Source organism: Hymenobacter miniatus, from assembly GCF_016427455.1.
Taxonomy (GTDB): domain Bacteria; phylum Bacteroidota; class Bacteroidia; order Cytophagales; family Hymenobacteraceae; genus Hymenobacter; species Hymenobacter armeniacus.
Map to the genome: position 1 here is coordinate 492,404 of NZ_JAELXR010000002.1, position 11,589 is coordinate 503,992.

The window sequence follows — 11,589 nt, forward strand, 5'->3', positions numbered from 1 at the left end:
TTGTTAGAATGAGCTAACAACCGACAACGAGCAACTGACAACTAAAACTACTTGGCTTCGGCAATCAGGCGCTCGCCCTTGGCCACGGCATCCTCAATGGTGCCCACCAGGTTGAAAGCCGCCTCGGGCAGGTGGTCGTACTTGCCGTCGATGATTTCGTTGAAGCCTTTGATGGTGTCTTTGATGTCAACCAGCACGCCGGCCAGGCCGGTGAACTGCTCGGCCACGAAGAAGGGCTGCGACAGGAAGCGCTGCACGCGACGGGCGCGGTTCACCACCTGCTTGTCCTCTTCCGACAGTTCGTCCATGCCCAGGATGGCAATGATGTCCTGCAGTTCTTTGTAGCGCTGCAGAATTTCCTTCACGCGCTGGGCGGTGTTGTAGTGCTCGTTGCCGATTACGTCGGCCGACAGGATGCGCGAGGTCGAGTCCAGCGGGTCCACAGCCGGGTAGATGCCCAGCTCGGCAATTTTGCGGCTCAGTACCGTGGTGGCGTCCAAGTGGGCGAAGGTATTGGCCGGGGCCGGGTCGGTCAAGTCATCGGCCGGCACATACACGGCCTGCACCGAGGTAATGGAACCGCGCTTGGTCGAGGTGATGCGCTCCTGCATGGCACCCATTTCGGTGGCCAGCGTGGGCTGGTAGCCCACGGCCGACGGCATACGGCCCAGCAGAGCCGATACTTCCGAACCCGCCTGCGTGAAGCGGAAAATGTTGTCGATGAAGAACAGGATGTCGCGGCCGGCGCCGGTGCCGTCGCCGTCGCGGAAGCTCTCGGCAATGGTCAGACCCGACAGGGCCACGCGGGCGCGGGCTCCGGGGGGCTCGTTCATCTGGCCGAACACCAGGGTAGCCTGCGACTTCAGCAGCTCGTTCTGGTCCACTTTCGAGAGGTCCCAGCCGCCCTCTTCCATCGAGTGCTTGAAGGCCTCGCCGTAGAGAATGATGTTCGATTCGATGAATTCGCGCAGCAAGTCGTTGCCTTCGCGGGTACGCTCGCCCACGCCGGCAAACACCGACAGGCCTTCGTAGGCCTTGGCCACGTTGTTCACCAGCTCCATGATGAGCACGGTCTTGCCCACGCCGGCGCCGCCGAACAGGCCAATCTTACCGCCCTTCACATAGGGAGCCAGCAAGTCGATAACCTTGATGCCGGTGTAGAGGATTTCCGACGACGTAGCGAGGTCCTCGAACGCCGGGGGCAGGCGGTGAATGGGCAGCGCGCCGTCCGATTTCGGCTGGGGAATGCCGTCGATGGCCTGGCCGATAACGTTGAACAGGCGGCCTTTCACGGCGTCGCCGGTCGGCATCGACATCGGGGCGCCCAGGTCGCGCACTTCGGCGCCGCGGGTCAGGCCTTCGGTCGAGTCCATGGCAATGGTCCGCACCCGGTCCTCGCCCAAGTGCTGCTGGCATTCCAGAATTACCACTTGGCCGTTGTCTTTCGTGACTTCGAGGGCGTCGAGGATATTGGGCAGCTTCGTGTTTTCACCCGTGAAGCTCACGTCCACAACAGGCCCGATAACCTGGGTGATTTTGCCGGTATTGGCCATTTGGTTGTATTTATGATGAAGTTATGCAGTTTTTCAGGCCGCAAAATTACGGCAGAAGCGCGGCTTTTCCAACCCCACCGCCCAGGAAGCTGCGCCCGTGGGCCCACGCCTACAGCCGGGCTGGACAAGTGAAAATCAGGCAATCATGAGTTTTTAGGGGCATTCAGCGGGCCGCTGCTGATTTTTTCTTCAGATTTTTTTTGCTCTAACCCTTGCCCGAAATTTTTCCAGTAGTACATTTGCACTCCCAAACGGCACGTAGCCGGCTGGGAAATTGTCCGATGGTGTAACCGGCAACACGCTTGATTTTGATTCAAGAAAGTCCAGGTTCGAGCCCTGGTCGGACAACGACACCGCTCGCATAGCAACTGAAAGGCGCTGGCTTCTCCCCTGTCGGAGAGGCCGGCGCCTTTCTCTTTTTCCCTCAGGCTGCCGGCGGCGCCCTCGCTGCCCGCTGCCTTTCGCGCATCATCCCCCCTCTCAGCACCTTCCCCTATGAAACAGGTCAAAATATTCGCCGGCAGTGCTTCCCAGGTCCTGGCCGAAAATATTGCTGCCGCTTACGGCACCACCCTCGGCGACCTCACCCTGCAGCGCTTCGCCGACACCGAGATGGGTCCCAGCTTCAACGAAAGCGTGCGGGGCTGCGAAGTGTTTCTGGTGCAGAGCACGCCCCCACCCGCCGAGCACCTCATGGAACTCATGCTGATGGTAGACGCTGCCAAGCGCGCCTCGGCCCACAAAGTCAACATCCTGATGCCCTACATGGGCTACGCCCGGCAAGACCGCAAAGACAAGCCCCGCGTAAGCATCGGCGCCAAGGTGGTGGCCAACATCATCCAGAGCGTGGGCACCGACCGCCTGATGACCTGCGACCTGCACGCCGGCCAGATTCAGGGCTTCTTCGACATCCCGGTCGACCATCTGGATGGCGCCACCGTCACGGCGCCCTACATCAAGTCGCTCAACCTCGAAAACCTGATTTTCGCCTCGCCCGACGTGGGCGGCGTGGTGCGCACCCGGGCCTTCGCCAAGAAATTTGGGGCTGAAATTGTGGTCTGCGACAAGATGCGTCTGCGCGCCAACGAAATCGCCTCGATGCAGGTGATTGGCGACGTGAAGGGCATGGACGTGGTGTTCGTCGACGACATGGTGGACACGGCCGGCACCATCTGCAAAGCCGCCGAGCTGGTGATGGAGCGCGGCGCCAAATCGGTGCGCGCCGTGGTGACGCACCCGCTGCTGAGCGGCCCGGCCCACGACCGCATCCGCAACAGCGTGCTCACCGAGCTGATTACGACCGACACCATTCCGCTGCGCCAGGAAAACGACAAGATTCATGTCATCACGCTGGCCCCGCTGTTTGCCGCCGCCATCCGCAACGTGGTGACGCACGAGAGCATCAGCTCGCTGTTTGTGTAAACAATTGCTTTTCAAAAAGCCAAAAGGCCGCTCAACCAGTAGTTGAGCGGCCTTTTGCATGCATTCTGCAACGCTACGGGTTCACCGTTGCCTTTGGCAGCACTTCCACGTCGAGGTAGCTCTCGCCGAATACGCTGTGGGTGGCCTTCACGTAGTCGCTTTCGTTGGCCTTGTAGGGGTTCTCCACGAAGGTTTGCGGGTTGCGGGCAATGAACGGAAACCACGTGCTCTGCACCTGCACCATGATGCGGTGGCCCTTCTTGAAGGTGTGCAGCACGTCCTGCAACCGGAAATCGACGTCCGTTTTCTGGTTGGGCACCATGGCCTCGGGCTTCTCAAAGCTGTTGCGGAAGCGGGCGGGCATCACCTCAGAGCGCACCATTTGCTGGTAATTGCTCAGGATGATGCTTTTGTTGGGCATGTAGTCGTGGTTGGGCTCGTCGGGCGGGTACACGTCGATGAGCTTCACCACCCAGTCGGCGTCGGTGCCGGAAGTGGCCACCTTGAGCTTGGCCATGATTTCGCCGCCCAGCGTCACGTCGTCGGTCAGCACGTCGGTTTGGTACACCAGCACGTCGGGGCGGCGGCCGGCGAAGCGCTGGTCCTCGCTCATGTAGTTGAAGGGCGTGAAGCCCATGGTGGTGCTCAGGTCTTCGGTGTAGGGCACGGGCTTCAGCGGGTCGCTCACGAAGGTTTGGGTGCCGGGCGTGGCGGCGGGCTCGCGCTCGAGCTTGCCGCTGGCGCTCAGGTACAGCTTCTGGTGGGTGGCGGCGGGCGTAGGCCACTGCGCGAAGGTTTCCCACTGCTTCTTGCCGGTGTCGAAGAGGTAGGCTTCGGGCAGGCCGGTGTTTTTATCGCCCGAGCCCTTCAGGAAGTGGGCAAAGAATTTGGCTTCGATGTTGCGCTGGTAGAACGTGGCGATGCTGTCGCCAAAATACACGTTGCTGTGCAGGGTATGGCCGGTTTCGCGCGACCAGCGGCCGTGGCCGAAGGGGCCCATCACTAGGGTGTTGTAGGTGCCGGGGCTTTTCTTCTCGATGGTTTTGTAGATGGTGAGCGGGCCGCGCAGGTCTTCGGCGTCGAACCAGCCGCCCACGGTCATCACGGCGGGCTTGATGCCGGCGGTATAGTGCGCCGGCATCGCACGTTTCTGCCAGAACTCGTCGTAGTTGGGGTGGTTGACGGTTTCCTGCCAGAAGAAATTGTTGGCGTAGTACTTATCGGCGTTCTTGAGCGGGCCGAGGTCCAGCAGAAACTGGTAGCCGTCTCGGGTGCCCGCCTTTATCATTTGGGCATCGTACCACGACTTGCTGGTGGTGTCCTGCTTCTGCACCCCAAACACCGGATAGGTGTAGATGTAAGATTCCAGAAACGCGCCGTTGTGGTGGAAGTCATCGAAGAAAAAATCCGACACCGGCGCCTGGGGCGACGACGCCTTCAGGGCCGGGTGGTTGGACAGAATGCCCGAAGCCGTGTAGAAACCGGGGTACGAAATGCCCCACTGCCCTATCCGGCCGTTGTTGTGGGCCACTTTTTTCACCAGCCAGTCCACGGTGTCGTAGGTGTCGGTGGTTTCGTCCACGTCTTTTTTGCCCTTCTTGTGGTCGAGCACGGGCGTCATGTTGGTCCAGGTACCCTGGCTTTTCCAGCGGCCGCGCACGTCCTGGTAGGCGAAGATGTAGCCCTGCTTCATCATGGTTTCGGAGGGGCCGAGGCGCACCGGGTACTTGCCGGGGCCGTAGGGCGCCACGCTGTAGCACGTGCGCTGCATCATGACGGGGTATTTCTTGCCGGCCGCGGCATCCTTGGGCGTATAAATGGCCGTGAATAGCTTCACGCCGTCGCGCATGGTCACGTACACTTCTTGTTTGGTGTAGTGGTCCTGCGCGTAGGTGCTGGCCGGCGGCGCGGGCGTTTGGGCCAGCAGGGGCGCTGCGCTGAGCAGGCAGGCACCAAGGAAGAAGCAGTTGGTCATGAGGTGGGAATAAGGATGAGGATGAATGGGCGGGGCCCAAGGCACCGGCCCTGCCGCTGCCCTTGCCGGCGCGCTGCCGGGCACAATGTGGCGGCGGGGTTAGCAAATCTAGCAGATGCTCCTTACCTTTGCGGCCCGTTTTGGACTGATTTTCAGTTCAACCCGGCTTTCCTCATTTTTTTAACGAACCACTTTTATGAAAAGCCTCGAGATTGTAGGGTTTAAAAGAGCGAATCTCGGTAAAACGGACGCCAAGGCATTGCGCCTCGACGCCCAAGTACCGTGCGTGTTGTATGGCGGCAAAGACACCGTGCACTTCTCCGTGCCCGCTATCCTGTTCCGCGAGTTGTTGTACACGCCGGAGGCTCACATCGTGGACCTGAACGTGGAAGGCACCCTGTACCGCGCCATCGTGCAGGACGCCCAGTTCCACCCCGTGAACGAAATGCTCCTCCACGTTGACTTCCTCGAGTTGGAAGACGGCAAAGAGGTGAAAATGGACATCCCCGTGAAGTACGTGGGCGTGTCGCCGGGCGTGCTGGCCGGCGGCAAGCTGGTGAGCAAGCTGCGCAAAGTGAAAGTGCGCGCTACCGCCGACAATCTCCCCGACTACGTGGAAGTGAACATCAGCAGCCTCGAACTCGGCAAGTCCATCAAGGTGGGCGCCGTGGAGCCGAAGAACTACACCATCCTGACCAACGCCGCTGCTCCGATTGCGACCATCGCCATCCCGCGTGCGCTGAAAGGCGAAATGGCTGCCAACAAGTAATTCTGCACCACGGGTTCGACAGGTTTTCAGCTTGTCGAATTTCGTGGACGAATTAGCGCATACTCAAAAAGCCGCTCCAATTTTGGGGCGGCTTTTTAGTTGCGGTGCCCGGTGCACTGCCTCATTGTTTGAATTAACGTTATGAAGTTTCTGGTTCTCTGCCTGGGCAACATCGGCCCCGAATACGCCGACACGCGCCACAACATCGGTTTTATGGTGGCTGATTTCCTGGCGGCCAAATTCGATGCGCCCCGCTTCGAAATCGGTCGCCACGCCTTCACCACCGAAATCAAGCACAAAGGCCACACCTACACCTTGGCGAAGCCCACCACCTACATGAACCTGAGCGGCAAAGCCGCGGCGCACTGGCTGGCCACGCTGAAAATTCCCGTCGAAAACATGGTGGTCGTGACCGATGACCTGGCCCTCCCCTTCGGCAAGCTGCGCCTGAAAGGCCAGGGCTCGGCCGGCGGCCACAACGGCCTGAAAGACATTCAGGCCACGTTGGGCACCGATGTCTACGCCCGCCTGCGTTTTGGCGTCGACGCTAATTTTCCAAAAGGCCGACAGGTTGATTATGTATTGAACCCGTTTTCGGCCGATGAATTAATTGAATTACCGACCCGCATCGAGAAAGCCGCCGATGCCGTGCTGGCATTCGGCGCTATGGGCCTGGAGCGCGCCATGAACGTGGTGAATGTGAAGTAGCAAATTCGCTTTGTAAAAAAAAGGCCGACCGCAGTACTGTGGTCGGCCTTTTTTTCAAAGCGTGTGGCTTATGCTACCCCGCTGCCGTTGCGCACGGGCGTGCTGGGCTGCATCAGGGCGAGGGTACCGTCGGCATTTTCGGCCATCAGCAGCATGCCCTGGCTTTTGATGCCTTTGATTTCGCGCGGGGCTAGGTTGAGCAATACTTGCACTTGCTGGCCCACCAGCGCCTCGGGAATAAAATATTCGGCGATGCCGCTCACGATGGTGCGCTGCTCCAGGCCCACGTCCACAGTGAGTTTCAATAGCTTTTTGGTTTTGGCTACTTTCTCGGCGGCCACGATGGTGCCCACACGCAAATCCATCGCGCCAAAATCATCGAAAGTCACATCCGATTTAACGGGCGTGACGGGCGTGTTGGCCAACTGATTTTCCTTTTTGGTATCCAGCAGTTTTTGTACCTGAGTCTCCACCACGGCGTCTTCAATTTTGGCGAACAGCAGGGCTGCTTCGCGCAATTGATGACCGGCTTTCAACGCATCACGGCGGCCGGCGCTGGCCCAGTTGCCCAACTCTACATCAAGCATATCGGCCAGCTTCTGCGCCGATTCGGGCAGGAACGGCTCCAGCACCGGGGCCAGGGCCGCAGCAATTTGCAGCGCCACGTGCAGCACCGTGCCCGTGCGCGCCGCATCGGTTTTAATCAGGTGCCAGGGCTGCGTTTCGGCCAGGTATTTATTGCCCACACGCGCCAGGTTCAATACTTCCGCCAAGGCGTCGCGGAAACGGTAATTTTCAATCAGTTCCCCAATTTTGGCGGGAAATTCGGCCAGCTGCCCGAATGCCTCCTCGTCGATGGGTTGCAGCTCGCCTAATTCCGGCACCTTGCCTTCAAAGAATTTGTGCGTAAGCACAGCGGCACGGTTCACAAAATTGCCAAGCGTGGCCACCAATTCGTTATTATTCCGCGCCTGAAAATCTTTCCAGGTAAAATCGTTGTCTTTCGTTTCGGGCGCGTTGGCGCACAGCACGTAGCGCAGCACGTCGGCCTGGCCGGGGAAGTCGGCCAGATATTCGTGCAGCCACACCGCCCAGTTGCGCGAGGTGCTGATTTTGTCGCCTTCCAGGTTCAGAAATTCGTTGGCGGGCACGTTGTCCGGCAGCACGTAGTCGCCGTGCGCTTTCAGCATTACCGGAAAAATAATGCAGTGAAAAACGATGTTGTCCTTGCCAATAAAATGCACCAATTTGGAATCCTTGTCTTTCCAATATGTTTCCCACTCATCGGGGAAAGCTTCCTTGGTGGCCGAGATGTAGCCGATGGGCGCATCGAACCACACGTACAGCACTTTGCCTTCGGCGCCGGGCACCGGCACGGGCACGCCCCAATCCAAATCGCGCGTCACGGCGCGGGGGTGCAGGCCTTGGTCAATCCAGGATTTGCACTGGCCGTACACGTTGGTTTTCCAGTCGTTTTTGTGGCCGTCAATTATCCATTCGCGCAGCCAGGGCTCGTACTGGTCGAGGGGCAAAAACCAGTGCTTGGTGTCGCGCAACACGGGGTGCGCGCCGCTGAGCATGCTGCGCGGATTAATTAATTCCGTCGGGCTGAGCGAGGTGCCGCAGCGCTCGCACTGGTCGCCGTAAGCGTTTTCGTTGCCGCAATTGGGACAGGTGCCCACGATGTAGCGGTCGGCCAAAAATTGTTGGGCCGCCTCGTCGAAATACTGTTGCGTGGTTTGCTCGATGAATTTGCCTTCGTTGTTGAGCTTGGTAAAAAAACCGCTCGAAACTTCGGCGTGCGTGGCCGACGACGTGCGCGAATACACGTCGAACGACACGTTGAATTCTTTGAAAGAATCGCGAATCAGGGCGTGGTATTTATCCACCACTTGCTGGGGCGTCACGCCTTCTTTTTGGGCGCGAATGGTGATGGGCACGCCGTGCTCGTCGGAACCGCAAATAAATTTCACGTCGCGTCCCGCCGAGCGCAGGTAGCGCACATAAATATCGGCCGGTAAATAAACGCCGGCCAGGTGGCCAATGTGCACCGGGCCATTGGCATAAGGCAACGCAGCAGTGACGGTGTAGCGTTTAGGAAGTGAAGACATACGTAAACTGAGAAATAATGCAACTCCATGAATTTGCAGTCAAAATACCTGCAAACAATTGTCGCAAAAAGAAAGAAACATTGAAAATTGCCAGTTTTAAATCAACTTAAAACCAACGAAACCGTTTGACAAGCAAGTCATTTTACATTTGACCACGTCGTGAACACATCGACGTACAATTAAGCGCTTCTCCTCTGCCTTTTTTCACCTTCATCAACCTTTTTTTCACATGAAAAAACCTGCTTCTCCGACTCAAACGGGAAAACGCGCGAAACGCACGCCGGAAGAAAAAGCGGCCCGCAAATCGGCAAAAAATACCGGGCGCGCAAAGTCCGAACTGGACGATGACCGGGCCAGCCGCAAGGCCAGCCAGAAAAAATCGCTCAAATCGGCCGCCAAGCAATTGCAGAAAGAGTTGAACAACCGCATGAGTGAGGTGGTGACTCGCATCCGCAAAGAAACGAAAGCCAAGCTGAAGGAAGTAGTGAAGGAAGCCACGCGCCGCCTCGACGTGGATACGGAACGCATGTTTGAAGAAGCCCTGCACACCATTGTGCGGCACTACGATTCGGTGGCCGGCACCGGCGGCAACGCGGGCAATGCCAACGCAGCGGCCGATAGCGCCCCGAGCCGCAGTCGCAAAAAAAGCCAGACCCTGAACAAAGACGGCACCCCGCGCAAGCCCCGCGCTACGCGCACCGACGCGGCCGCAGCCAGCGCCGACGATGCTCCCCCGACTGCTTCCGCCTCGCGCGGCCGCAAACCCGCTGCCACACCGGGAGGAGCCCGGCGCGGCCGGCCCTCAGCCGCAGCCACCGGTGCCCGCCGCGGGCCTAAGCCCCGCACCCAAGCCAGCACCACGTCAGAGGCCAACGACGTGATGAACTCGGCCGACAGCCCCAGCACTGGCGAAGTCAGCGCGTAGCACGGCTGCAGGTTCCGATAACAAAAGCCCGCTTCTGGTACCAGAAGCGGGCTTTTGTTCGTAAGCGCCAGGGCTACGGGCGGCGCACCGTGTCGAGCGGTGCGGGGTAGTTGAGGCGCTGGATGCGGGTTTCGGGTGAGGTGGTGTTGGCGTCGTTGGTGTTTACGCTTTCGATGCGCTTCTGGCGGTTGATGTCGGCGGCCTGCTCGCCGAGGCGCACACGGTTGGGGGTGGCGTCGGGCACGGCCGAACTGGTGCCCGCCCCGTTGCCATTGTAGATGGCGCGGCGGTCGGCGTCGGAATTCACTTGCGTGGGCGTAGCGGTTTCGGCCGTTTGTTCGGCAGCCGTGCAGCTCACCAGAGCCGCCGCTAGGCTGGCGACCGCACCCAGGCGCAGGCCTATCATTTTACAGTTCAACATGGCAGCGCCGGTATAGCGCAGCCAGAGGCGGCTGCAGGCTTCAAACGCAGCGCCGGGCCGGCTGGTTCGGAACTGGCCCTACGCCAAAGCAGGGCGGGTTTTTCCCAGCTTCACGCCGTCCCAAAGGGCCATGCGCGCTTCCAGACAGCGCACCACCACCTGCTGGGCCTCCAGCCAGCGCTCGGGGTCGTCGGCGCACAGTTCGCGCACCATTTGCCGGGCCAGCGGGGCGTGCACGTCCTCGTCAAGCTCGATGTGGCGGTTGAGGTAGTAGGTAAACGTGTCGAGCTGGCCAGGAAAACGGGTGCTCAGGTCGTCCACCAATTGGCGGAACATGTCCGGAATCAAGTCTTCGCGGCCGAAGGTGAAGGCCGCGGCCACCGCGTGGGGCCGGCCCACGCGAATAATATTGAAGGTAGTGAGCACAAATTCGCGCACCGATTCCGGAACGCGCGCTGTCTCCAAGGCCCGCTCCACGGTATCGCCGGCCGCTACGGCGGCCACTAGGCGGCGAATGGGAGCCGTGTCGGCGCCGCACTCATCCATGGCGCGCACGTAGAGCTCGAAATGGCTGGTGGCGTGGCCCGCCGGGTCCACGTCGGACTCTTCTTCGAGCACAATTTCATTGATGAGGCGCCGCATGGCCGAGTTGGCGGTGGGCACCCAGGGCACCTGCACGCAGGTCAGGCCGCCCTGCAAGGCCTTGAGCAGCGACATGAAGTCCCACACCGCAAACACGTGGTGCTCCATGAAGCGCCGCAAGTCGGCCAGGGACTGAATGCTCCGGTACAGGCTGTTATTAAGCAGCAGGCGGCGCGTAGGCGCTATTTCCTGCTGTAGAAATTCGATGGGGTCAGAGGTAGCTTCCATAGCAAGAGAAGAATAATTGTAATTTTTCTCAGAGAGACATTTCTGCAACAGCATACCCACGAGGGTGAGCCGTCTATTCATCAACGAAAAAGGCCCTGCGAGTGGTTCTCGCAGGGCCAGCACTTTGTGAATTTTCCTAGAATATTGCAGTCAAGTCTACTTTTTCTTCTCAAAAACCAGGGCATTGCCGTCCATGCAGTAGCGCTGGCCGGTGGGCTTGGGGCCGTCGTCGAACACGTGGCCGAGGTGGCCGCCGCACTTGGCGCACACAATTTCGTCGCGGCTCATGCCGAAGGTGTTGTCGGAAGCCACTTTCACGCTGTTGTCGGTGGCCGGGGCGTAGAAGCTGGGCCAGCCGGTGCCCGACTCAAACTTGGTATCGGAGGTAAAAAGGAGGTTGTGGTCGGCGGCGCAGTAGTAGCTGCCCGCGGCGTGGTTGTCGTGGTATTTGCCGGTAAAAGCGCGCTCGGTGCCCTTTTCGCGCAGAATGTAGTACTGGTCGGGCGTGAGCATTTTTTTCCACTCGGCCTCGGTGTGCCGCACCGGAAATTCGTCGGGCTTGCCGGTCACGGGCTTGGGCTGAAAATAGGTTTTGCCAGCCGCTGTGCGGGCCGGCGCGGGCGTGTTGGCGGCCACGTCGGCGCGCTTTTGCGAGCAGGCGGTATCGAGCGTGAACAGGGAAACGAGCAGGAGCAACAAGGAAAAGCGCATGAGCAGGAATGGGCTGGAGTGATGGGAAGTCAACATACGGCACGGCGCCGGGGTTCGGACTGCGGGATAGACGAAAACCAGGCGGGAACCTTACGGCAGGGCTAAGCCATTTAAGGCGACGCGC

Annotated in this window: 10 protein-coding genes and 1 tRNA gene; 5 read left to right on the forward strand and 6 right to left on the reverse strand. The window is 59.6% G+C overall.

Translation table 11 applies throughout. The features are described from left to right. Positions 1-47: 47 nt before the first annotated feature. Positions 48-1,553: a F0F1 ATP synthase subunit beta gene (gene atpD / locus JAO73_RS05190; protein ID WP_190922959.1), complete on the reverse strand. Its 1,506-nt coding sequence runs from the start codon at positions 1,551-1,553 to the stop codon at positions 48-50. 275 nt (positions 1,554-1,828) lie between these two features. Between atpD and JAO73_RS05195 the strand changes: the two genes are divergently transcribed. Further along, positions 1,829-1,901, forward strand: a tRNA-Gln gene (locus JAO73_RS05195). 147 nt (positions 1,902-2,048) lie between these two features. Continuing rightward, complete coding sequence (locus JAO73_RS05200; RefSeq protein ID WP_190922958.1) at positions 2,049-2,975, forward strand: ribose-phosphate pyrophosphokinase; 927 nt, start codon at positions 2,049-2,051, stop codon at positions 2,973-2,975. Positions 2,976-3,048: 73 nt separating this feature from the next. On the opposite strand, the gene JAO73_RS05205 is transcribed toward JAO73_RS05200, so the two are convergent. Further along, positions 3,049-4,950, reverse strand: a complete 1,902-nt coding sequence (locus JAO73_RS05205) for a CocE/NonD family hydrolase (protein WP_198976086.1) — start codon at positions 4,948-4,950, stop codon at positions 3,049-3,051. A 196-nt stretch (positions 4,951-5,146) separates the two neighbouring features. Here JAO73_RS05205 and JAO73_RS05210 point away from each other — a divergent pair, with 196 nt between their 5' ends. Further along, positions 5,147-5,719: a 50S ribosomal protein L25/general stress protein Ctc gene (locus JAO73_RS05210; RefSeq protein WP_190922956.1), complete on the forward strand. Its 573-nt coding sequence runs from the start codon at positions 5,147-5,149 to the stop codon at positions 5,717-5,719. A gap of 141 nt (positions 5,720-5,860) precedes the next feature. After that, complete coding sequence (gene pth / locus JAO73_RS05215; protein ID WP_198976087.1) at positions 5,861-6,427, forward strand: aminoacyl-tRNA hydrolase; 567 nt, start codon at positions 5,861-5,863, stop codon at positions 6,425-6,427. A gap of 68 nt (positions 6,428-6,495) precedes the next feature. On the opposite strand, the gene metG is transcribed toward pth, so the two are convergent. After that, complete coding sequence (metG, locus tag JAO73_RS05220) at positions 6,496-8,538, reverse strand: methionine--tRNA ligase (protein ID WP_198976088.1); 2,043 nt, start codon at positions 8,536-8,538, stop codon at positions 6,496-6,498. A 229-nt stretch (positions 8,539-8,767) separates the two neighbouring features. Here metG and JAO73_RS05225 point away from each other — a divergent pair, with 229 nt between their 5' ends. After that, a complete protein-coding gene (locus JAO73_RS05225; RefSeq protein WP_198976089.1) occupies positions 8,768-9,463 on the forward strand; it encodes a hypothetical protein in 696 nt (231 codons plus the stop codon). Between the two features lie 73 nt (positions 9,464-9,536). Here JAO73_RS05225 and JAO73_RS05230 read toward each other — a convergent pair whose 3' ends face one another. The 3 genes from JAO73_RS05230 to msrB all read right to left on the reverse strand — a co-directional run bounded on the left by JAO73_RS05230 (position 9,537) and on the right by msrB (position 11,465). Next, positions 9,537-9,884 carry a hypothetical protein gene (locus JAO73_RS05230; protein WP_198976090.1) on the reverse strand — a complete coding sequence of 116 codons (348 nt, stop codon included), beginning with the start codon at positions 9,882-9,884 and terminating at the stop codon, positions 9,537-9,539. Positions 9,885-9,962: 78 nt separating this feature from the next. Continuing rightward, on the reverse strand, positions 9,963-10,754 hold the full coding sequence (locus JAO73_RS05235; RefSeq protein ID WP_198976091.1) for a DUF3050 domain-containing protein: 792 nt from the start codon (positions 10,752-10,754) through the stop codon (positions 9,963-9,965). Between the two features lie 156 nt (positions 10,755-10,910). Then, positions 10,911-11,465: a peptide-methionine (R)-S-oxide reductase MsrB gene (msrB, locus tag JAO73_RS05240; RefSeq protein WP_198976092.1), complete on the reverse strand. Its 555-nt coding sequence runs from the start codon at positions 11,463-11,465 to the stop codon at positions 10,911-10,913. Positions 11,466-11,589 lie beyond the last annotated feature (124 nt).

Bases quoted from the DNA above. Each gene is read 5' to 3' on its own strand.
- atpD (WP_190922959.1), bottom strand. From the start codon at position 1,553: ATGGCCAATACCGGCAAAATCACCCAGGTTATCGGGCCTGTTGTGGAC.
- JAO73_RS05200 (WP_190922958.1), top strand. From the start codon at position 2,049: ATGAAACAGGTCAAAATATTCGCCGGCAGTGCTTCCCAGGTCCTGGCC.
- JAO73_RS05205 (WP_198976086.1), bottom strand. From the start codon at position 4,950: ATGACCAACTGCTTCTTCCTTGGTGCCTGCCTGCTCAGCGCAGCGCCC.
- JAO73_RS05210 (WP_190922956.1), top strand. From the start codon at position 5,147: ATGAAAAGCCTCGAGATTGTAGGGTTTAAAAGAGCGAATCTCGGTAAA.
- pth (WP_198976087.1), top strand. From the start codon at position 5,861: ATGAAGTTTCTGGTTCTCTGCCTGGGCAACATCGGCCCCGAATACGCC.
- metG (WP_198976088.1), bottom strand. From the start codon at position 8,538: ATGTCTTCACTTCCTAAACGCTACACCGTCACTGCTGCGTTGCCTTAT.
- JAO73_RS05225 (WP_198976089.1), top strand. From the start codon at position 8,768: ATGAAAAAACCTGCTTCTCCGACTCAAACGGGAAAACGCGCGAAACGC.
- JAO73_RS05230 (WP_198976090.1), bottom strand. From the start codon at position 9,884: ATGTTGAACTGTAAAATGATAGGCCTGCGCCTGGGTGCGGTCGCCAGC.
- JAO73_RS05235 (WP_198976091.1), bottom strand. From the start codon at position 10,754: ATGGAAGCTACCTCTGACCCCATCGAATTTCTACAGCAGGAAATAGCG.
- msrB (WP_198976092.1), bottom strand. From the start codon at position 11,465: ATGCGCTTTTCCTTGTTGCTCCTGCTCGTTTCCCTGTTCACGCTCGAT.